Source organism: Allobosea sp., assembly GCF_035944895.1.
Lineage (GTDB): Bacteria > Pseudomonadota > Alphaproteobacteria > Rhizobiales > Beijerinckiaceae > Allobosea.
Map to the genome: position 1 here is coordinate 54476 of NZ_DASZAT010000004.1, position 19631 is coordinate 74106.

Genomic DNA, 19631 nt, shown 5'->3' on the forward strand with positions numbered 1-19631 from the left:
GTTGCGCGCAAACCGTCTTCCGCTTGTGGCGGCATTGCGGCGAAGAGAGCGCAAATCGCGGGACGGAGGCGAGACGCCGGCGGACCGTTGCCAAGCTGCCACTTGACGTAAGCGCACATGACGGGCATCCATCACGGCATGATGACGCGAGCCCTCGCCATTATCTGCATTATTTGCCGCTAGCTTTCGCTGGCCGGCTGCTCACGTCCTCGTCCCAACGAAAAGACAGACAGCGCCCCGGCCAGCGGCCAGGATACGCCGTTTTTGTCGCTTTCTCGTCAGGACACCGCTTCGATGCAGCCGACTCTCAGGCTCTACAACACGCTGACGCGGACGAAGGAGGTCTTCGCCCCCGTCGATCCCCAGAACGTGCGCATGTATGTCTGCGGCCCGACGGTCTATGACTACGCCCATATCGGCAATGCCCGGCCGGTCATCGTCTTCGACGTGCTCTACCGGCTGCTGCGGCATGTCTATGGCGAGGGCCATGTCCGCTATGCGCGCAACCTCACCGACGTCGACGACAAGATCAACGCCCGCGCGGCGCGCGACTATCCCGATCTGCCCCTGAACGAGGCGATCGCGAAGGTCACGCAGACGACCACGGCGCAGTTCCACGCCGATGTCGATGCGCTCGGCAACCTGCGCCCCGACGACGAGCCGCGCGCGACCGGCCATATCGAGGAGATGAAGGCGATCATCGAGCGCCTGATCGCCCGCGGCATCGCCTATGTCGCTGAGGAGCATGTGCTCTTCCATGTGCCGGCTGTGGCTGGCCTGAAGGATGCGCCGCGCTACGGCTCGCTCGCTCGGCGCTCGCTTGACGAGATGATCTCGGGCGCCCGCGTCGACGTCGCGCCCTACAAGCGCGATCCGATGGATTTCGTGCTGTGGAAGCCGAGCCGCGCCGGCATCGATCCGGGCTGGCCGTCGCCGGCCGGTATCGCCACGCCCGGCCGCCCCGGCTGGCATATCGAGTGCTCGGCCATGTCGATGAAGGCGCTGTTAGAGCCGTTCGGCGGTGGCCTGCAATGCGACGATCCCGCCCGGAATGTCTTCGACATTCATGGCGGCGGCATCGACCTCGTCTTCCCGCATCATGAGAACGAGCTGGCCCAGAGTTGCTGCGCCTTCGGCGGAGCCGAGGGCGCGCCGCGCATGGCCAATATCTGGATGCATAACGGCTTCCTGCAGGTCGAAGGCGAGAAGATGTCGAAGTCGCTCGGCAACTTCGTCACCATCAACGAGCTGCTGGCGACCAACACCTTCGGCGGGCGCACATGGCCCGGTGAGGTGCTGCGTCTTGCCATGCTCAAGACCCATTACCGCCAGCCGATCGACTGGACGGTGAAGGCGCTGGAGGAGGCGGAGAAGACGCTGGCCGATTGGGCGGCCGCTGCCGGAGAGGCGGAAGCCGGGCAGGTTCCGGCCGGCGTGATCGAAGCGCTTGCGGACGATCTCAACACCTCGCAGGTGCTGGCCGAGCTGCACGCCCTGCGCAAGGCCGGCGACAATGCCGGCCTGAAGGCGAGCCTTGCCTTGCTCGGCATCGCCCTGCCGGAGGTCGCAGCTGCCGAGATCGACGATGCCTTGCGTGCGAAGGTCGAAGCCTTGATCGCCGCTCGTCTGGCTGCCCGCAAGGCGAAGAACTTCGCCGAATCCGATCGCCTCCGCGACGAGCTCGTCGCGATGGGCATCGTGCTCATGGACGGCAAGAACCCGGCCTCCGGCGAGTTGATTACCAGCTGGGAGGTGAAGCGGTAGCTTCACCTCCCAGAGAAAGCCTTGAACCTGTCGCCGCATTGCGGCGTTGCGCTACCCCATTGAAAGAACACCAAGAACAATGACCACCGAAGCCCCCAAGATCCGCAAGCGCGGTTCGCTCTCGATCGCGATGAAGCTCGTCATGCTCGCCATGGTGATGCCGAAGGTGCTGCGCTATCGGCTGAGGTCCAGGCTATGAGCACCTCGGCTCCCGCAACGCTGGCCGAGGCCGCGCCGCGCAAGGCCGACGAAGCGGCGCTCGCGCGCATCCACCTCTTCGACACGACGTTGCGCGACGGCGCCCAGACCACGGGCGTCGACTTCTCGCTCGACGACAAGCGCGCGGTCGCCGGCCTGCTCGACAAGCTCGGCATCGACTATGTCGAGGGCGGCTATCCCGGCGCCAACCCGCTCGACACCGCCTTCTTCGGTGAGAAGCCGACACAGCGCGCGAAGTTCGCCGCCTTCGGCATGACCAAGCGGGCAGGGCGCTCGGCGTCCAACGATCCCGGCATCGCCGCGCTGCTCGACGCCAAGGCCGACGCCATCGTCTTCGTCGCCAAGAGCTGGGACTATCACGTCCATGTCGCGCTCGAGATCTCGCTCGAGGACAATCTCGACGGCATCCGTGACAGCGTCGCCACCGCCAAGGCCGCCGGCCGCGAGGTGATGCTCGATTGCGAGCACTTCTTCGACGGCTACAAGGCCAATCCCGACTATGCACTCGCCTGCGCTCGTGCGGCTTACGAGGCCGGCGCTCGCTGGGTCGTGCTCTGCGACACGAATGGCGGCACGCTGCCGGACGAGGTCGGGAGGATTGTCGCCGAAGTCGCCAAGGTCGTTCCCGGCGACAATCTCGGCATTCACGCCCATGACGATTGCGGTTGCGCCGTCGCCAATTCGCTGGCCGCGGTCGAAGCAGGCGTCCGCCAGATCCAGGGTACGCTCAACGGGCTCGGCGAGCGCTGCGGCAACGCCAATCTCGTCACGCTGATCGGCGCTCTGAAGCTCAAGGATCGTTACAATCGCCGCTTCAGCCTCGGCGTCGGCGAGGCCGAGCTCGGCGAGCTCACCCATGTCTCGCGTGCCCTCGACGAGATGCTGAACCGCGCGCCGAATCGGCACGCACCGTTTGTCGGCGCCTCGGCCTTCGCCACCAAGGCCGGCATCCATGCCTCGGCCGTGCTGAAGGACCCGCGCACCTACGAGCATGTCGCGCCCGATCTGGTCGGCAATGTCCGGAAAGTGCTGGTCTCCGACCAGGGCGGCAAGTCGAACCTCGTCGCCGAGCTGGAGCGCATCGGCGTCACCATCGGCCGCGACGATCCGCGCCTGTCGCGCGTGCTGGAGGAGCTGAAGGAGAAGGAGGCGCAGGGTTACGCCTTCGAGGGCGCCGACGCCTCGTTCTATCTGCTCGCCAAGCGCATCCTCGGCGAACTGCCGGCCTATTTCGAGATCGAGCGCTTCACCGCCAATGTCGAGCGCCGCTACAACGCACTGGGCGAGCTCGTCACCTTCTCGGAGGCGATCGTCAAGGTGAAGGTCGGCAAGGAATCGCTGATCTCGGTCGCCGAAAGCGCGCTCGGCCCGGTCAACGCGCTCGACCTTGCCTTGCGCAAGGATCTTGGCCGCTACCAGTCGCTGATCGGGGGCCTGAGGCTGGTCGACTACAAGGTCCGCGTCTTCCAGGGTGGCACCGACGCCGTCACCCGCGTCCTGATCGAATCCGCCGACGAGACCGGCGAGCGCTGGACCACGGTCGGCGTCAGCGCGAATATCATCGACGCCTCGTTCCAGGCGCTGGTCGACTCGATCACCTACAAGCTGATGCGCGAAGGCGCGACGGCGTAGTCAGCCTCCTTCTTCCACCCATCTCGGGCTTGCCCGAGATGGGCACTCTAGGCGGCGCATATCGGAAACATCCGACATGCGCAGGGGAGAAGGTCCGGCAGGGGATGAGGGCGGCGCGACCGGGTGAGGCGGTTATCGCTCGCCCGTCCTTCCCTGATCCGTCAGCGCTACGCGCTGCCACCTTCTCCCCCGAGGGGAGAAGGGTTTGCGTCGCGGATCTCACTCCGTCAGGCGCAGCGACTTCTCCTTGCAGAGATCGACGCCGTCATTGTCGCTTTCGCTCTCGTCGCTGAACTTGCCGAGCAGGTAGTAGCTGCAGCCGGCCGGCTTGTTGAGCTTGATCATGATGCTCTTGCCGGGCGCCAGCGGCTTGGCGAGCTTGCCGACGAGCCGGGCCTGCTCGCCCGTGGTGGTGATCTCCAGCGACTCCAGCGGCACGGTGCGGGCATTGGTGATCTTGATCTGTGCCGGTGGGCGGGACTGTGCCAGCGCCGGCACGACAGGCAGCAACGCCAGAGCGCAAGCGGCGGGAAGAATGCGTCGAAGCGTCATGTGTCCAAGTGTCATGGGCGTCTTCTCCAAGCTTCGGCCTTTAAAGGCTTTAGGCCAGTCTGACATCGCAGTTGCGACGAGAACAAGGCCTGATCGGTGCCGCTTGGTGGCGAAAACGTCCGGTTGCAGGCGTCGTGGCTCTCGCCGATCCTGTCGCGCGACGTGAAGACTATCGGGCTATCGATCATGCAGACTGCCGAAGACATCGCTGCTTGGATCGTCGAGCGGGCGCGCGATATGCGGCGCATCGTGATCGCTCTTGCTGGCCCTCCGGGCGCCGGCAAGTCGACGCAGAGCGCGCGCCTGCTCGCGGCGCTGCCGCAAGGCGAGGCGGCGCTGGTGCCGATGGACGGCTTCCATTTCGACAACGCCGTGCTCGATCATATGGGCCTGCGCAACCGCAAGGGCGCGCCCGAGACCTTCGACTGCGCCGGCCTCGCGGCGACGCTGCGGCGCACCCGATCGGGCGAGGGGGATGTGGCGGTGCCGCTCTTCGATCGGGAGGCTGATCTCGCCCGCGCCGGCGCGGCGATCATCCCCGCCGATGCCCGGCTCATCCTGGTCGAGGGCAACTACCTCCTGCTCGACCGGGCGCCCTGGTCCGCGCTCGCGCCGCTTTTTGATCTGACGATCTTCATCGACGTGTCCATGGCCGAGCTGGAGCGCCGGTTGCTCGCCCGCTGGACCGATCTCGGTCGGAGCGAGGAGACTGCCCGTGCCTGGGTCGAGGGCAATGACCTGCCCAATGCGCGCTTGGTGATCGAAAGCAGCCGCCCGGCGGACATCGTTTGGCGGAATGGTGCTGTGCCCTGATTGAATGAACCGGGGCAGCATGCGGATTTCTTCTCCCACCCCCTGCATTCCCTGGAGAATCCACCTATATCGGCGGTTCCATTTGGAAGCATTTCAATGTCCTCGCCTGCCACGCCGGTTCCGGCGCCCCTCGCGCGCGCCGCCGTGCTCCAGCCCGGCTCCGGCTTCATCGCCACCTTCAAGGCGCTCTGGCCCTATCTCTGGCCGCCGGAGCGGGCCGATCTGCGCCAGCGCGTCGTCGCCGCCTTCGTGCTGCTGGTGATCGGCCGTCTCGTCCTGATGGGCGTGCCCTTCACCTTCAAATGGGCGACGGACGCGCTCGCCAACAACCCGACCTCGCTGTCGAACTGGTTGCCCTTCCTGGTCGGCGCGCCGCTGGCGCTGACGGTGATCTACGGCTTCGCCCGCGTCGGTTCGGCCGCCTTCGTGCAGTTGCGCGACGCGATTTTCGCGCCGGTCTTCATGCACGCGGTCCGCACGCTGGCGCTGCAGACCTTCGGCCATCTCCACCATCTCTCGCTGCGCTTCCATCTCGAGCGCAAGACCGGCGGGTTGACCCGCGTGCTCGAACGCGGCCGCAACGGCATCGAGGAGATGGTCCGCCTCGGCCTCAACCAGCTCGTGCCGGTGATCATCGAGGTCACCCTGATCGTCACCGTGCTGCTTTATCTGTTCGACTGGCGCTATGTCGTCGTGCTGGTGACGATGGTGGTCGGCTATATGGCCTACACCATCAAGGCCACCGAATGGCGCATCGCCATCCGCGCCCAGATGAACGAGTCCGATACCGACGCCAACGCCAAGGCGATCGACTCGCTGCTCAATTACGAGACGGTGAAGTATTTCGGCGCCGAGGCGCGCGAGACCGCCCGCTACGACCTCTCCATGGCGCGCTATGAGCGCAACTCGATCAAGGCCTACACCTCGCTCGCCTGGCTGAACTTCGGCCAGGCCGCGATCTTCGCGATCGGCCTCACCATCTCGATGGTGATGTGCGTGCGCGGCTTCCAGGCCGGCACCAACACGGTCGGCGATTTCGTGCTGATCAACGCCATGCTGATCCAGCTCTATATCCCGCTGAATTTCATGGGCACCGTCTATCGCGAGATCAAGCAGGCGACGCTCGACATCGAGCAGATGTTTTCGCTGATCGGCCGCGACCCCGAGATCCAGGACGAGCCGGGCGCACCGCCGCTCGACGTCCGCGCCGGTACCGTCACCTTCGAGGACGTCCACTTCGCCTATGTGCCGGAGCGGCCGATCCTGCGCGGCATCTCCTTCGAGGTGCCGGCCGGCCGCACGGTCGCGATCGTCGGTCCGTCGGGCGCCGGCAAGTCGACGATCTCGCGCCTGCTCTTCCGCTTCTACGAGCCGCAATCCGGCCGCATCCTGATCGACGGCCAGGACATCGCCGAGGTCCAGCAGGTCAGCCTGCGCTCGGCGATCGGCATGGTCCCGCAGGACACGGTGCTGTTCAACGACACCATCGAATACAATCTGCGCTATGGCCGGCCCGAAGCCACGCAGGCCGAGATCGAGGACGCGGCGCGCCTCGCCCAGATCGACCGGTTCATCAAGTCGCTGCCGGAGGGCTACCAGACCTCGGTCGGCGAGCGCGGTCTCAAGCTCTCCGGCGGTGAGAAGCAGCGCGTCGCCATCGCCCGCACCATCCTGAAGGGGCCGCCGGTGCTGGTGCTCGATGAGGCGACCTCCGCGCTCGATTCCTTCACCGAGAAGGAGATCCAGGACGCGCTCGACCGGGTCAGCGAGGGCCGCACCACGCTGGTGATCGCGCACCGGCTCTCGACCGTGGTCAATGCCGACGAGATCATCGTCCTCGACAAGGGCCTGATCGTCGAGCGCGGCCATCATCGCGAACTGCTCGCTGCCGATGGCGTCTACGCCGCGCTCTGGAACCGTCAGCGCCAGGTCGACGAGGCCAAGGCGACGCTGCAGCGCGCGACGCAAGAGGAAGGCGAGAGCGTCAGGGTCAGCCTGACGCAGTGAGCGTTCTGCCGACGCCGGGAAATTTTCGTGGCGTCGTTGATTCCGGCCCAAAATCGCGCATATCGAATTTACGACGCTAGCACAGGCCGGGGCGCCCCGGCCGAGGTGGCTTTCGGGTCGTCGTTTGCTTCTTTCTGGCATGCACGCCGCCAAGGCGTCGCAGCTTCTTCCTCCGTCCCATTCCGCAATCCAGGCGCACGCAGCGCCCGACAAGACGAGGCGCGCGGCCCCAACCGGAGCCCGACCATGATCATCGCCGGCTACGCCCTTCTGGCACTCGGCTACACGCTTCTGGCCTTCGCCGCCCTGACCGGCATCGGCCACTGAGACGACCCCGCCCCGGAGCGAAGGCTCCGGGGCGGTGGCTTCCGGAAAGAGCGCTGTCGGTTGTGGACGATCGATCAAGCGACCGGCTGAAGCGGATGATATGCACGGGGCTCTTGCGGGAGGAGCCGGGGCATGTCGCTTGCCGACAAGGCGCTTTGGGTAATCGAGCGTAATTCGAGCAATGAGCTGACGCTGGGCTCGATCGCGGCGGCCTGCAAGGTCTCGCGCTCGCATCTCGCCAATGCCTTCGGAACCGCGAGCGGCTGGCCGGTGATGGCCTATCTGCGGGCACGGCGATTGAGCGAGGCGGCCAAGCGCCTCGCTGCAGGTGCTCCCGACATCCTCTCCGTCGCGCTCGAATTCGGCTACGGCTCGCATGAAGCCTTCACCCGCGCCTTCCGTGATCAGTTTGGGGCCACGCCGGAGGAGGTCCGCAACAGCGGCAGCACCGACAGGCTCGGCCTCGTCGCGCCGCTGCGGTTGACGAACGGACGCGCCCGGACGCCGATTCCGACCGTGCGGGAACTGGGTCGGCTGCGCCTCGTCGGGCTGTCCGCTCCCTGCTCATACGAATCGGCGATCGGGATACCGGCGCAGTGGCAGGCGTTCATGTGCGACCACTATGCCGATATCCCCGACAAGGCGCCGGGCATACCGATCGGTGTCTGCCGCGCGCCTGATGAGGATGGCTGCTTCGAGTATATGTGCGCCACCGAGGTGATTTCGGCGGCTCCGCCGCGAAAGCCGCTGGCTTATCTGGAGACCGAACCGAGGACCTACGCGGTCTTCGATCATCGCGACCACATCTCGACGATCTTCGATACCTATACGGCGATCTGGAACGAGGCGCTGCCTGCCGCCGGGCTCAATGCGGCGAACGGCCCCGTGCTCGAATTCCACAACGACGCTTTCGATCCGGGCACCGGGCTTGGCGGCCTGCAGATCTGGATTCCGCTGGAGTACAACGGCAACGGGAGTGGGGCATGACGGCGTCGGACACGCCCAACCGGGATAGGAAGACGGGCCGCTCGGCCTCCAACATCTCGACCCTCGCCGGTTATGAGGGCTGCGCCGACGACTACGCGGAAACGACGGCGCCCAAGCCGGGGGCTGATGACCAGCCGGTACTCGTCGAGTTGCTGAAGCTCGTCCCGCCGGGCAGCCGCCTGCTCGAAATCGGCTCCGGGCCGGGCTGGGACGCCGACTGGCTCGAAGAGAGAGGGCTCGCCGTCAGGCGCACCGATGGGGCGGACTCTTTCGTGCAGTTTCAGGCGGGGCGCGGCCGCCGGGCCGAGCTCCTCGACGTCATCCGCGATCCGCTCGGCGGCCCCTATGACGGCGTCATCGCACTGCACGTGCTCCAGCATGTCGAGCGCGAAATCCTGCCCGCGATCCTCGCCAGGATCGCGGCGGCGATCCGCGAGGGCGGCGTCTTCCTGCTCGCGCTCCGGGAAGGGCAGGGCGAGACCGCCGAAATCGGCTCGAAGGGCAACGAATACTACGTCGCCCTGTGGCCACGTTCCGAGATCGTCGCCATTCTCGCCGCACTCGGCCTCAGCTTGCACTGGTCGCGCTCGTTCGAAGGCCGCGATGGCCGCTGGCTGACCGCTCTGTTCAGGAAGGGCGCGCCGTAATGAGCCGGAAGGCCTTGATCCTCTTTCTCGCCCTCGGCGTGATCTGGGGCGTGCCCTATCTGCTGATCCGGGTCGCGATCGCCGACTATCATCCGGTCATCGTCGCCTTCGGCCGCGCCGCCATCGGTGCGATGGTGCTGCTGCCCTTCGCTTTGCGCGGCAAGGGCGTCATGGCTGGCTTTCGCAGGCCGGGCTGGCTGATCCTCTACACACTCGTCGAGATCAGCGGGCCATGGTTCCTGATCGGCTTCGCCGAGACGCGGGTGACGAGCTCGCTGGCTGGCCTGATCATCGCGCTGACGCCGATCATCGCCGCGCTCCTGGGTGTCGTGCTCTCGCAGGAGCGTCTCGGAACCGGACGGCTCGCCGGGCTCGGCCTTGGCCTTGCCGGCGTCGTCGCGCTGCTCGGCTTCGACGAACAGCCGGTCGAACTCTGGCCGGCGCTGGCGCTGGGGCTGAGCGCGCTCGGCTATGCCATCGGCCCGATCATTGTCGTGCGGAAGCTCGCCGAAGCCGAGGCGAGCGCGGTGGTGGTCGTTTCGCTGATCGTCGCTGCGATCCTCTATCTGCCTTTCGTTCCCGCTTACTGGCCGGCCCGGATCACGCTCGATGCAAGCCTCGCGGTGATCGCCCTGGCCGTCTTCTGCACGGCGCTGGCCTTCCAGCTGCTGTTTGCGCTCATCGCCGAAGTCGGCGCCGCCCGGGCGACTGTCATCGCCTATCTCAACCCGGCGGTGGCGGTGCTGCTCGGCGTGGCCGTGCTGGGAGAACCGTTGTCCGTCGCCCTGCTGGCAGGTTTCGCCCTGATCGTCGCCGGTTCCTATTTCGCGACGGTCCGGACGCAGAGCGCCGGCGTTGCGACGGCAGAGGAAACCGCCGGTTGAGAGTGCGACAAGGCCCTCGCCAGGATGGCACCGAATTTGCCAATATGGTGTGCTGCTTTTGAAGCGGGGGGGCTTCATCATGTTCGTGCTTGATCCCACTACGTTGGTCGGTTTCCACACCTGGCTGAGCCTGATCGCGATCGTCGCCGGGTTCCCGATGACGATGGCCCTGCTGAAGGGGCATCTCAGCCCGCGCTGGAACGGCATCTATCTCTCGACCGCCTTTGCATGCAGCGCCACCGGCTACGCCTTCCCCTTCGACAGGGTGCTGCCCTCACATATCGTCGGCGCGGTTTCGCTGGTGCTGCTCGCCCTTGCGGGATTGGCGCTCTACGCCTTCGCCTTGCGCGATGTCTGGCGGCGAATCTACGCGATCACGGCGGTACTCTCGTTTTACCTGCTGATCTTCGTGCTGATCGCCCAGCTTTTCCTCAAGGTGAACGTCCTGCACGATCTGGCTCCGACCCAGAGCGAGCCGCCCTTTGCGATTGCGCAGGCGTTGGCGCTGATTGTCTTCCTGATCTTGACCCTGATCGCCGCGCGGCGCTTCGGCGCCGGCGTGACGGTGGCGAGAGCGGTGTAAAAAAGGCGGCCCGGAGGCCGCCCAGTTATCACCATGTCGGTCTTCTGATCTCTGCCTCAGCGGCGATCGACGTCGACGATCTCGCCGCGCCAGTTGATTTCGACGCGCAGCTCGTCCCCGCGCCTATCGCTGCCATCGATCACCCAGGCATTTCCGCTCCAGCGCGCCTGGTCGATCTCGGCGACGCCGTTGCGACGGGCGATCCTGATCGCCTCACGCTGCGAGATGGTGTCGTAGCGAGCGCCGTCATACCCGCCGCGGTCATAGCCTCGGCGATAGTCGTCGGGCTTGTAGGTGCCGCCGCGATAGGGCGCGTTGTCATTGCTGGTCGGGCCGCGCTCGTATTTCGGAACGCTGTTCTCCGGCCGCAGGTCGACGCCCTGCGCGAGAGCCGCGACCGAGGACAGCGCGAGTGTACCGGCGACCAAGCCAATCTTCAGCGGTTTCATCCTCATCCTCCAGGGGTTGATGATGTGTCCTGGAAAAAGAACCGCTGCGAGAGCCAGGCGTTCCAAGATCTTTCGTGACCATTCTGCGGCAAATATTTAATCACCCCAACGATCTAGCCATGGCCACCGATCACCGGGAGAATTTCGCCGGTGATGTAGCTGGAGCAGTGCGGCGAAGCGAGGAAGACATAGGCTGGCGCGATTTCCTCCGGCTGGGCAGGGCGTTTCATTGGCACCTGCGCCCCGAATTCGGCGACCGCTTCGGCCGGTCGGTCCGACGGATTGAGCGGTGTCCAGACCGGCCCCGGCGCGACGGCGTTGACCCGGATCCCGCGCGGTAGCAGATGCGCCGCCAGCGAGCGGGTGAAGGCGTGGATGCCGCCCTTGGTCGTGGCGTAGTCGATCAGCTCCTTGCTGCCTTCCAGCCCAACGATCGAGCCGGTGTTGACGATCGCGCAGCCCTTGCCGAGATGCGGCAAGGCCGCCTGCGTCATGTGAAAATAGCCATGAAGATTGGTGCGGATCGTCGTGTCGAAATGTTCCTCGCTCAGATCCTCGAAGCGAGGAGAATGCACCTGGAAAGCAGCATTGTTGACGAGGATGTCGAGCCCGCCCAGCGCCTTCACGGTCTTCGCCACGGCATCACGACAGAAGGCTGAGCTCCGAACGTCGCCGGAGAGAGCTATACCCTTGCGTCCCTCGCTCTCGATCGCGGCAAGAGTGCCCTTCGCATCCGCGTCCTCGCCAAGGTGTAGGATCGCGACGTCGGCACCCTCGCGCGCAAACAGCACCGCGACCGCCCGGCCGATGCCGGAATCGCCGCCGCTGATCAACGCGACCTTGCCCTGAAGCTTGCCCGAACCCTTGTAATAGGGCGCATCGTACATCGGTGCCGGATCTAGCGCTGCTTCCGAGCCAGGCTTTGCCTGATGCTGGGCCTTGAACGGTGGCACCGGATAGAGCCGGGCGCCGGCCTGCACCGCGCCATCCCTCTTTTTGCGTGGGCGGGCGTCGGCGCGGGTGATGTCCTTCTGGATGCGCCGCTGCTGTTTGGCTGCGGCTTTCACCGATTTGGGTGCCTTGTCATCTTTGCGCTTCGTGGCGGTCTTGGCCATCATCGCCTCCTTGCGTGCTTTTCCCGTTGCTTTGGGCAACGTGTCGCTCCTGCCTCTGTTCCGCTCGCCGCCGCATCTATGCCCTTGCGGCCAGGCGATTTCTCGGCAAGCTCAACCGCAACGGGAATCCGGCGGCTGGGAGGGTGCATGGCGCTCGATGCGGATGTGGTCATCGTCGGAGCCGGCCTTGCCGGCCTCGTCGCGGCTGCCGAGCTGGCCGATGCCGGCCGCAAGGTGATCATCGTCGAGCAGGAGCCGCGGCCCGCGCTGGGGGGCCAGGCGCATTGGTCCTTTGGCGGGCTCTTCCTGATCGATTCGCCCGAGCAGCGGCGCCTGCGCATCAGGGATTCGCTCGCTCTTGCCCGGCAGGACTGGTTCGGCTCGGCCGGTTTCGACCGCGACGAGGATCGTTGGCCCAGGCAATGGGCCGATGCCTATCTCGATTTCGCCGCGGGCGAAAAGCGCAGCTGGCTGCACCAGCAGGGCATGCGCTGGTTCCCGGTCGTCGGTTGGGCCGAGCGCGGCGGCTATCTCGCCACCGGCCATGGCAATTCGGTACCGCGCTTCCACGTCACCTGGGGCACAGGTCCGGGCGTGCTCGAACCCTTCCTGCGTCGCGTCGCCGAGGCCGAGGCTAAGGGGTTGATCGAATTGCGCTTCCGCCACCGTGTCACCGCCCTGACGCGCAGTGCCGGCGCCATCGACGGCGTCGAGGGCGAAGTGCTGGAGGACAGCGCGGTCGAACGCGGGCAGGCGAGCTCGCGCGCTATGACCGGCAGCTTCGCGATCAAGGCACAAGCCGTGATCGTCGCCTCCGGCGGCATCGGCGGCAATCACGAGCTCGTCCGCCGCAATTGGCCGCAGCGTCTCGGCGAGCCGCCCAGGCACATGCTCTCGGGCGTGCCGGCCCATGTCGACGGCGACATGCTCGCTGTGGCGGAAGCCGCCGGCGGCCGGCTGATCAATGGCGACCGGATGTGGCACTATGTCGAGGGCATCGCCAATTGGGCGCCGATCTGGCCTGCGCATGCGATCCGCATCCTGCCCGGCCCGTCCTCGCTCTGGTTCGATGCCCGCGGCAACCGCCTGCCGGTGCCGCTTTTCCCCGGTTTCGACACGCTTGGCACGCTGGAGCATCTGCGCAAGACCGGCTTCGATCATTCCTGGTTCGTCACCAGCCGCAGCATCGTCGCCAAGGAGTTCGCGCTCTCCGGCTCCGAGCAGAACCCCGACCTCACCGGCAAGAGCTGGCGCCAGGTGATCCAGCGCGCCCGCGCCGGCATGCCGGCGCCGGTCCAGGCCTTCCTCGACAAGGGCGAGGACTTCATCGTCGAGACCGATTTCTCGCGGCTGGTCGCCCGGATGAACGCGCTCGGCGGCGCCGGGCTGATCGACGAGGGGCACTTGCGCGCGCAGATCGAGGCGCGCGATCGCGATGCCGAAAACCCCTATGGCAAGGACCTGCAGGTCACGGCGCTGCGCGGCGCCCGCGCCTATCTCGGCGACCGGCTGATCCGCACCGCCAAGCCGCACCGCATTCTCGATCCCGTCCATGGCCCGCTGGTCGCGGTCAGGCTCAACATCCTGACGCGCAAATCGCTGGGCGGGCTGATGACCGATCTCTCGGCTCGCGTGCTGGGGCAGGGCGGCGAGCCCGTGCCCGGGCTCTACGCGGTCGGCGAGGCCGCCGGCTTCGGCGGCGGCGGCCTGCATGGCTATCGCGCGCTCGAGGGCACCTTCCTCGGCGGCTGCATTTTCTCGGGACGCGTGGCGGGGAGGGCGGCGGCGAAGGCGGTGGGCTAGGGATTGATTGTCGCGCGGTCCCCGCGCCCCTTTCGCAAAAGCCCGCGAAAGCCTAAACAGCTACGCCGTCTTGCGGCCTCAACCCCGCCGCGAAGGCGAAGCCAGATGCGCGCGCCGCGCCAACAAGAGCAACAGGACTTTACGCCCATGTCTCTCGTCGACTCCGTCCGCCGGACGATCGTGCCGATCCACAAGGAAGGCTATGTCTTCATCGCCATCGGCGTGGTGGCGACGCTGGTGCTCGGCCAGCTCTGGGGCCCCTTCGGCTGGATCGGCACGCTGATCACGCTGTGGATCTGCTATTTCTTCCGCGATCCCGTCCGCATTGTGCCGCAACGCGAGGGGCTGGTGATCTCGCCCGCCGATGGCCGGATCAGCCAGATCGCCACCGCCGTGCCGCCGCCGGAGCTGGAGCTGCCGGCCGAGCCGATGACGCGCATCTCGGTGTTCATGAATGTCTTCGACTGCCATGTGAACCGCAGCCCGGTCGCCGGCCGCCTGCTCAAGATGGCCTATACGCCCGGCCTCTTCCTCAATGCCGAGCTCGACAAGGCGAGCGAGGACAATGAGCGCAATGCGCTGGCGATCGAAACGCCGGCCGGCACCATCGCGGTCGTCCAGATCGCAGGGTTGATCGCCCGCCGCATCGTTCCCTTCGTCAAGGAAGGCGATCCGCTCGGGCAGGGCGAGCGCTTCGGCCTGATCCGCTTCGGCTCGCGCGTCGACGTCTATCTGCCGCAGGGCGTCGTCCCGCTGGTCGGCGAGGGCCAGACCGCGATTGCCGGCGAGACCGTGCTGGCGGATTTTTCGGGCAACGACATCGGCCGGGCGTTCCGCGGGATTTGAGACAAGGCCGTCATTCTCGGGCGGAGCGAAGCGCAGACCCGAGAATCTCGTAACAAGAGGGTAGCCGCCCACTGGTTCTGAGATGCTCGGGTCAAGCCCGAGCATGACGCTATGCGCTTCGTCCCACGCTAGCCTCCCACCTGAAAACCGCGTATTCCGGCTGATATGAGCGATCTCTTTCCGCCTTTCGAACCCGAGCGCGTCGAATCGAAGCGCACCCGCTTCAAGGCGATCCCGTTCCGGCTGATCGCGCCCAATGTCGTGACGCTGATCGCGCTTTGCCTCGGCCTGACCGCAATGCGGCTTGCGGTCGACGGCAAGTTCGAATCGGCGACGATCTGCATCCTCGTCGCAGCCCTGCTCGATGGTATCGACGGGCGTCTCGCACGCCTGCTCAAGGGCACCTCGCGCTTCGGCGCCGAGCTCGATTCGCTCTCGGACTTCGTCTGCTTCGGCGTCGCCACCGGCTTCGTGCTCTGGACCTTCGTCCTGCACGATCTGCGCTCCTTCGGCTGGATCATCGTGCTGACCCTTGCCTGCGCCATGGCGCTGAGGCTCGCACGTTTCAACGTGATGATCGACGACCCGAACCGGCCGGAATGGCAGAAGAACTTCTTCGTCGGCATGCCGGCCCCGGCCGGCGCGATCACCGCCATGCTGCCGTTCTACCTCGACTTCGTCGGCCTGCCGGTGCGGGAATATGGCGCTCCCTTCGTCGGCCTCTACATCCTGTTCATCGCCTTCCTGACGATCTCGCGCATCCCCTGCTACGCCGGCAAGACGCTCGGCACCCGCGTCCCGCGCGACCAGGTGCTGCCGATCTTCGTTGCCGTCGTCGTCGTCGCCGGCCTGCTCTTCGCCTATCCGTTCGAGATGCTGGCGCTGGTCGTCGCCGCCTATCTCGCGCTGATCCCGGTCAGCGTCGCGCGCTATCGCAGGCTGGAGCGCGAGTACGATGCCGCGGCCGTGCTGCCGACGGTTGCCGAACCGGTGCTTGAGGCGGGCTCCGAGCCTAAGGCCTAGCGCCGCTTCGCCAGCCGGCTGGCATTGGCGCGGGTGCGCCGCGAGAACGGCTCCAGCGTGCTGTGGACGGCCTTGGCCGTCGCTTCGCCGAGCCCGTTCGGCGTCAGCGGGTTGAACGCCATGCTCCACCAGAACAGTGTCGCGGCATGGCCGATGGCGAAGCTGCTCTCCGCCAGAGCCGCGGCCTTCTCGACCACGGCCTTGCTGGCCTCGCGCTGGCCCTTGGCGTCGCCAAGCGCGCCCTTGGCCAGGATAGGCAATCGCATGGCGATAGTGAGCCCGGCATCGACCTGCATCGCGACCATCTGGGCGAGGACGCTTTGCGCGTCCGCCGCCAGCGCGACGGTCGAGGCCGATCCAGTTCGTGACGCCATGGCGAAAGCTCTCCGGTGACGAGAAGGGGGCCGCAGGGGCCAAGCCTTGTGGGTCGCCGCCACGCCCACCTACCCGATGTGGCAAGCTAAACAGCTTAGTGCAATCCGGGACAATGCATGGCCGTGCCCAAATTCTGGGCCTTGCACAGGAGATCTCGGGAGCCACGCGGGGGCCTCAGGCCTGCCTGCATCCATGCCGCAAGAGCGAAAATGGTTCCCAGCGCGGCGGAACATGCTCTAAAGCCTTGCAGGAAATCCGCCCTCGACGCGCAGCGAGCCGATACGCCTTGAATCTCTTCAGCTCCCAGAAGCCGCCGGGCTGGCGGCCCAAGCTGGTCCTGGCTTCGGCCTCGCCGCGGCGTCTTGCCCTGCTCGAACAGGCCGGCCTCAAGCCAGATGCCTTGCTGCCGTCGGATCTCGATGAGAGCCCGCTCAAAAGCGAGCGCCCGCGCGATCTCGCTCGCAGGCTCGCCCGCGCCAAGGCGGAGGCCGGGTTCGCCGGGCTGAAAGGGCGCCCAGATCTCGATGGCGCCTATGTCCTCGCCGCCGACACGGTGGTCGCGGTCGGTCGGCGCATCCTGCCCAAGGCCGAGATCGTCGACGAGGCCGCTGCGTGCCTCCGCCTGCTCTCCGGCCGGGCACACCGGGTCTATACCGGCGTCGCGCTGGCGACGCCCTCCGGCACGATCCGCGAGCGCATCGTCGAGACACGCCTGCGCTTCAAGCGGCTCTCCAGCGAGGATCTCGAGAACTACCTTGCCTCGGGCGAATGGCGCGGCAAGGCCGGCGCCTATGCCATCCAGGGCATCGCCGGCTCCTTCGTCGTCAAGCTTGTCGGTTCCTATACCGGCGTGGTCGGCCTGCCGCTCTACGAGACGGTCAACCTGCTCGGTGGCGAGGGCTTCCCGATCCGCCTCGGCTGGCTGAATGTCGGCTGAGCGAGGGCAGGCCGCGCGGCCATGATCCTGGTCTGGCTCTCGCCGCTCATCCTCTTCCTCGGTCTGATCTTGTCGGCACGCTCGGCGCTGACTGCCGGCCTCGTCGGCACGATCTGCGCCGCATTCGTCGCCTTCTTCGCCGGTCCTGCGCATCCTGACGCTGCCGCGATCATCAGGCATTTCGCCGCCGGCGCCTGGATCGGACTGCCGGCGACACTGGTCATCGTTGCCGGGCTCGCCTTCTCGCTCAGCCTGGAGAAGGCGAGTGACGCTGCCGACAAGGCCGAGCCCGAGCATGGCGCACTTGCCGAAGCCTGCCTGCTGCGCGGCCCCTTCCTGGAAACCTCGACCGGCTTCGGCGTCGGCTATGTCGTCGCCGTCTCCGGCGCTCGCCGCCTCGGTGTCGACAAGGCACCGGCGCTGGCGCTCGCCACCTTCAGCCAGATCCTGGTGCCCTGGGGGGCGCTCGGCATCGGCACCAGGATCAGCGCCGATATCGCCGGCGTCTCGCTCGCAGCGCTGATCTGGCGGATCGCGGTCGTGACGGCTTTGCTCGGCATGGCGCTGCTGCCGCTGTTCTGGCGCCTGTCGCGACAGGCCAAGCTGCCGCCGGCGCTCGCCGACCGCCTCGAATGGGCCGGCCTGATCGCGCTGCTGATGGCGCTGCTCGTTGCCGCCAACCTGACCTTGCCGCTGGAGCTCGCCGCCATTGCAGCGCTGGCCCCGGTGATGCTGCTGCGCTTCCTGCGGGTGAAGGGCTGGGCGGGGCTCGACCGGTCGCTGCTGGCGCGCCTTGCGCCCTATATCGCCCTCGTCATCGCGCTGGCGCTGATGCGGCTGGTGCCGGCGATCCACGACCGGCTGGAGCACCCGTCCTTCAAGCCCTTCGCCGACGCTTCGGCCTTCGCGCCGCTGCTCTCGCCGGCTCTGCCGCTCATCATCATAGCGCTTGTGGTCGCCACTCGCCGCGGCGGCGCGAAGCAGGCAGCCGCCCTGATAAAACTGACCTTGCAGCGCGCTGGCCGTGCCGCCCTCCTGACCTTCCTGCTCGTCGGCATGGCCTGGATCATGGTCGGCTCCGGCCTCGCTGGCGGCATCGGCCTTTCGGTCAGCGGCGTGCTCGGCTCCTGGTCGGCCGGCATCGTTCCCGTCGCGGGCGCGCTCGGCGGCTATCTCACCGGCTCGAATACAGGAGCTGGTGCCGTCTCGATGCCGCTCGCCACCGCCCTCGTCCCGGCCGGTGAAGTGAGGCTTCTGGTGATCGCCGCCGCGGTCGTCGCCGGCAGCCTGCTTACGGCGGTCAGCCCGGTCCGCGTCACCATGGGCCAGGTCCTGATCAAGGCGACCACGACTGAGACCGGGCAGGCCTTGCGAACGCTCTGGCCCTGGTTCGCGCTGGTCGTCGGCCTCACCACCGCCATCGCCCTCGCCGCCGCGCAACTCGCCTGAGCGCTTCCGGAGCGCATGCCGGCTTGCATGCCATGCGCTTGCCCAGGTCGCTGCGAGTGCCGATGGTGGCGCCGACGGCTAACAAATGCATAGGGCAGGGAACATCGCCATGACGAAACGTCTCGAGGGCAAGGTCGCGATCGTCGCGGGCGCGGGCTCGATCGGCCCGGGCTGGGGCAATGGCAAGGCGACTGCGACCGTGTTCGCCCGCGAAGGCGCCAGGGTCGTCTGCGCCGACCGCAATCTCGAGGCCGCTGAGGAGACCGCGAACATCATCGCCAGCGAGGGCGGCGAGGCCTTCGCCATCCGCACCGACGTCACCAGCGAGGACGATCTGCGCGTGCTGGTCGCGGCGACGCTCAAGGCCTATGGCCGCATCGACGTGCTCGACAACAATGTCGGCATCGCCGAGGTCGGCAGCGTCGTCGACCTGCCGCTCGAGACCTGGGAACGCGTCTTCAGGGTCAACCTGACCGGCTGCTTCCTGGCGATGAAGCACGTCATCCCGGTGATGCAGCGCCAGTTTGCGGCGAGCGGGCAGGGCGGCTCGATCATCAACATCTCCTCGATCGCCTCGATCCGTCACACCGGCGTGCCTTATGCCAGCTATGGCGCCAGCAAGGCGGCGATGAATCAGCTCACGCGCACCACCGCTGCTCAGTACGCGCCCGAGAAGATCCGCGTGAACGCGGTGCTGCCTGGCTTGATGAAGACGCCGATGGTCGAGCATTCGGCCGGGCTCGCCCAGACCTATGGCAAGGGCGACGTCGCCGCGATGTGGGCCAAGCGCGACTCGCAGGTGCCGATGGGCCATATGGGCGAGGCCTGGGACGTCGCCTGGGCGGCGCTCTTCCTTGCCAGCGACGAAGCGCGCTATGTCACCGGCATCGAGCTTCCAGTCGATGGCGGAGTGACCTTGCAATATGGCGCCTGAGCAACCTGAGAAGCCTGCTTCGCCGTCGCGGCCCTGTCCGATCTGCGGCAAGCCGGCCGTGCAGCGCTTCAAGCCGTTCTGCTCGTCCCGCTGCGCCGATATCGATCTCGGCCGCTGGCTCAAGGGCAGTTACGTGATTCCGGGCGAGCCGCTGGACGAGACCGAGGAAGCGCCGATGCGGCGCGACGAGGACATTTAATGGAAAGGCCCGGCGTGTCCCTTTCGGGAGGACGCCGGGCCGTTCGCTGACCGGCCGCGCGACGGGTCAGGACTATCCGGAGGGCG

20 protein-coding genes are annotated in these 19631 nt (G+C 66.8%); 16 read left to right on the forward strand and 4 right to left on the reverse strand.

Going from position 1 to position 19631, the window contains the following annotated elements; all coding sequences use genetic code 11:
• Positions 1-294 precede the first annotated feature (294 nt).
• Positions 295-1764, forward strand: coding sequence for a cysteine--tRNA ligase (cysS, locus tag VGV58_RS01790; protein ID WP_326872249.1), 1470 nt, complete (start codon positions 295-297; stop codon positions 1762-1764).
• 195 nt (positions 1765-1959) lie between these two features.
• Positions 1960-3615 carry a citramalate synthase gene (gene cimA / locus VGV58_RS01795; RefSeq protein ID WP_326872250.1) on the forward strand — a complete coding sequence of 552 codons (1656 nt, stop codon included), beginning with the start codon at positions 1960-1962 and terminating at the stop codon, positions 3613-3615.
• Positions 3616-3834: 219 nt separating this feature from the next.
• On the opposite strand, the gene VGV58_RS01800 is transcribed toward cimA, so the two are convergent.
• Positions 3835-4182, reverse strand: a complete 348-nt coding sequence (locus VGV58_RS01800) for a hypothetical protein (protein ID WP_326872251.1) — start codon at positions 4180-4182, stop codon at positions 3835-3837.
• A 171-nt stretch (positions 4183-4353) separates the two neighbouring features.
• Here VGV58_RS01800 and VGV58_RS01805 point away from each other — a divergent pair, with 171 nt between their 5' ends.
• The 7 genes from VGV58_RS01805 (at position 4354) to VGV58_RS01835 (ending at position 10415) form a co-directional block, all read left to right on the forward strand.
• Positions 4354-4980: a nucleoside triphosphate hydrolase gene (locus VGV58_RS01805; RefSeq protein ID WP_326872252.1), complete on the forward strand. Its 627-nt coding sequence runs from the start codon at positions 4354-4356 to the stop codon at positions 4978-4980.
• A gap of 96 nt (positions 4981-5076) precedes the next feature.
• Positions 5077-6987 carry an ABCB family ABC transporter ATP-binding protein/permease gene (locus tag VGV58_RS01810; RefSeq protein ID WP_326872253.1) on the forward strand — a complete coding sequence of 637 codons (1911 nt, stop codon included), beginning with the start codon at positions 5077-5079 and terminating at the stop codon, positions 6985-6987.
• A 27-nt stretch (positions 6988-7014) separates the two neighbouring features.
• Positions 7015-7314, forward strand: coding sequence for a hypothetical protein (locus VGV58_RS01815; RefSeq protein ID WP_326872254.1), 300 nt, complete (start codon positions 7015-7017; stop codon positions 7312-7314).
• Between the two features lie 132 nt (positions 7315-7446).
• Entirely contained in the window at positions 7447-8301 is an 855-nt protein-coding gene (locus VGV58_RS01820; RefSeq protein ID WP_326872255.1) for an AraC family transcriptional regulator, read from the forward strand.
• On the forward strand, positions 8298-8948 hold the full coding sequence (locus tag VGV58_RS01825; RefSeq protein WP_326872256.1) for a methyltransferase domain-containing protein: 651 nt from the start codon (positions 8298-8300) through the stop codon (positions 8946-8948). The genes VGV58_RS01820 and VGV58_RS01825 overlap by 4 nt, the downstream gene beginning before the upstream one ends.
• Positions 8948-9832: a DMT family transporter gene (locus VGV58_RS01830; RefSeq protein ID WP_326872257.1), complete on the forward strand. Its 885-nt coding sequence runs from the start codon at positions 8948-8950 to the stop codon at positions 9830-9832. Before VGV58_RS01825 ends, VGV58_RS01830 begins: the two co-directional genes overlap by 1 nt.
• Before the next feature lie 79 nt (positions 9833-9911).
• Positions 9912-10415 (forward strand): hypothetical protein, encoded by a 504-nt coding sequence (locus VGV58_RS01835; protein ID WP_326872258.1) that lies wholly within the window; start codon positions 9912-9914, stop codon positions 10413-10415.
• Positions 10416-10471: 56 nt separating this feature from the next.
• On the opposite strand, the gene VGV58_RS01840 is transcribed toward VGV58_RS01835, so the two are convergent.
• Positions 10472-10864: a hypothetical protein gene (locus VGV58_RS01840; RefSeq protein WP_326872259.1), complete on the reverse strand. Its 393-nt coding sequence runs from the start codon at positions 10862-10864 to the stop codon at positions 10472-10474.
• 113 nt (positions 10865-10977) lie between these two features.
• On the reverse strand, positions 10978-11982 hold the full coding sequence (locus tag VGV58_RS01845) for an SDR family oxidoreductase (RefSeq protein ID WP_414643839.1): 1005 nt from the start codon (positions 11980-11982) through the stop codon (positions 10978-10980).
• Positions 11983-12126: 144 nt separating this feature from the next.
• Here VGV58_RS01845 and VGV58_RS01850 point away from each other — a divergent pair, with 144 nt between their 5' ends.
• From VGV58_RS01850 to VGV58_RS01860, 3 genes are all read left to right on the forward strand, one after another.
• Positions 12127-13782 (forward strand): FAD-binding dehydrogenase, encoded by a 1656-nt coding sequence (locus VGV58_RS01850; RefSeq protein WP_326872261.1) that lies wholly within the window; start codon positions 12127-12129, stop codon positions 13780-13782.
• 105 nt (positions 13783-13887) lie between these two features.
• Entirely contained in the window at positions 13888-14628 is a 741-nt protein-coding gene (locus tag VGV58_RS01855) for a phosphatidylserine decarboxylase (protein ID WP_326872262.1), read from the forward strand.
• A 165-nt stretch (positions 14629-14793) separates the two neighbouring features.
• Entirely contained in the window at positions 14794-15651 is an 858-nt protein-coding gene (locus VGV58_RS01860; RefSeq protein ID WP_326872263.1) for a CDP-alcohol phosphatidyltransferase family protein, read from the forward strand.
• Here VGV58_RS01860 and VGV58_RS01865 read toward each other — a convergent pair.
• Entirely contained in the window at positions 15648-16025 is a 378-nt protein-coding gene (locus VGV58_RS01865; protein ID WP_326872264.1) for a hypothetical protein, read from the reverse strand. The two genes, VGV58_RS01860 and VGV58_RS01865, sit on opposite strands and share 4 nt — an antisense overlap.
• A 287-nt stretch (positions 16026-16312) precedes the next feature.
• On the opposite strand from VGV58_RS01865, the gene VGV58_RS01870 reads away from it, so the two are divergent.
• The 4 genes from VGV58_RS01870 to yacG all read left to right on the forward strand — a co-directional run bounded on the left by VGV58_RS01870 (position 16313) and on the right by yacG (position 19545).
• The gene (locus tag VGV58_RS01870) at positions 16313-16963 is read left to right on the forward strand and encodes a Maf-like protein (RefSeq protein WP_326872265.1); all 651 of its coding nucleotides are present in this window, start codon (positions 16313-16315) and stop codon (positions 16961-16963) included.
• Positions 16964-16984: 21 nt separating this feature from the next.
• Positions 16985-18412, forward strand: a complete 1428-nt coding sequence (locus tag VGV58_RS01875) for an L-lactate permease (RefSeq protein WP_326872266.1) — start codon at positions 16985-16987, stop codon at positions 18410-18412.
• A 109-nt stretch (positions 18413-18521) separates the two neighbouring features.
• Positions 18522-19346: an SDR family NAD(P)-dependent oxidoreductase gene (locus tag VGV58_RS01880; RefSeq protein ID WP_326872267.1), complete on the forward strand. Its 825-nt coding sequence runs from the start codon at positions 18522-18524 to the stop codon at positions 19344-19346.
• Positions 19336-19545 carry a DNA gyrase inhibitor YacG gene (gene yacG / locus VGV58_RS01885; RefSeq protein WP_326872268.1) on the forward strand — a complete coding sequence of 70 codons (210 nt, stop codon included), beginning with the start codon at positions 19336-19338 and terminating at the stop codon, positions 19543-19545. Before VGV58_RS01880 ends, yacG begins: the two co-directional genes overlap by 11 nt.
• The last annotated feature ends 86 nt before the right edge of the window (positions 19546-19631 follow it).

Coding starts and splice junctions, on each gene's coding strand:
- VGV58_RS01825 (WP_326872256.1), top strand. CDS start 8,298: ATGACGGCGTCGGACACGCCCAACCGGGATAGGAAGACGGGCCGCTCG.
- VGV58_RS01830 (WP_326872257.1), top strand. CDS start 8,948: ATGAGCCGGAAGGCCTTGATCCTCTTTCTCGCCCTCGGCGTGATCTGG.
- VGV58_RS01875 (WP_326872266.1), top strand. CDS start 16,985: ATGATCCTGGTCTGGCTCTCGCCGCTCATCCTCTTCCTCGGTCTGATC.
- cysS (WP_326872249.1), top strand. CDS start 295: ATGCAGCCGACTCTCAGGCTCTACAACACGCTGACGCGGACGAAGGAG.
- cimA (WP_326872250.1), top strand. CDS start 1,960: ATGAGCACCTCGGCTCCCGCAACGCTGGCCGAGGCCGCGCCGCGCAAG.
- VGV58_RS01850 (WP_326872261.1), top strand. CDS start 12,127: ATGGCGCTCGATGCGGATGTGGTCATCGTCGGAGCCGGCCTTGCCGGC.
- yacG (WP_326872268.1), top strand. CDS start 19,336: ATGGCGCCTGAGCAACCTGAGAAGCCTGCTTCGCCGTCGCGGCCCTGT.
- VGV58_RS01880 (WP_326872267.1), top strand. CDS start 18,522: ATGACGAAACGTCTCGAGGGCAAGGTCGCGATCGTCGCGGGCGCGGGC.
- VGV58_RS01805 (WP_326872252.1), top strand. CDS start 4,354: ATGCAGACTGCCGAAGACATCGCTGCTTGGATCGTCGAGCGGGCGCGC.
- VGV58_RS01855 (WP_326872262.1), top strand. CDS start 13,888: ATGCGCGCGCCGCGCCAACAAGAGCAACAGGACTTTACGCCCATGTCT.
- VGV58_RS01845 (WP_414643839.1), bottom strand. CDS start 11,982: ATGATGGCCAAGACCGCCACGAAGCGCAAAGATGACAAGGCACCCAAA.
- VGV58_RS01820 (WP_326872255.1), top strand. CDS start 7,447: ATGTCGCTTGCCGACAAGGCGCTTTGGGTAATCGAGCGTAATTCGAGC.
- VGV58_RS01800 (WP_326872251.1), bottom strand. CDS start 4,182: ATGACACTTGGACACATGACGCTTCGACGCATTCTTCCCGCCGCTTGC.
- VGV58_RS01835 (WP_326872258.1), top strand. CDS start 9,912: ATGTTCGTGCTTGATCCCACTACGTTGGTCGGTTTCCACACCTGGCTG.
- VGV58_RS01865 (WP_326872264.1), bottom strand. CDS start 16,025: ATGGCGTCACGAACTGGATCGGCCTCGACCGTCGCGCTGGCGGCGGAC.
- VGV58_RS01860 (WP_326872263.1), top strand. CDS start 14,794: ATGAGCGATCTCTTTCCGCCTTTCGAACCCGAGCGCGTCGAATCGAAG.
- VGV58_RS01840 (WP_326872259.1), bottom strand. CDS start 10,864: ATGAAACCGCTGAAGATTGGCTTGGTCGCCGGTACACTCGCGCTGTCC.
- VGV58_RS01810 (WP_326872253.1), top strand. CDS start 5,077: ATGTCCTCGCCTGCCACGCCGGTTCCGGCGCCCCTCGCGCGCGCCGCC.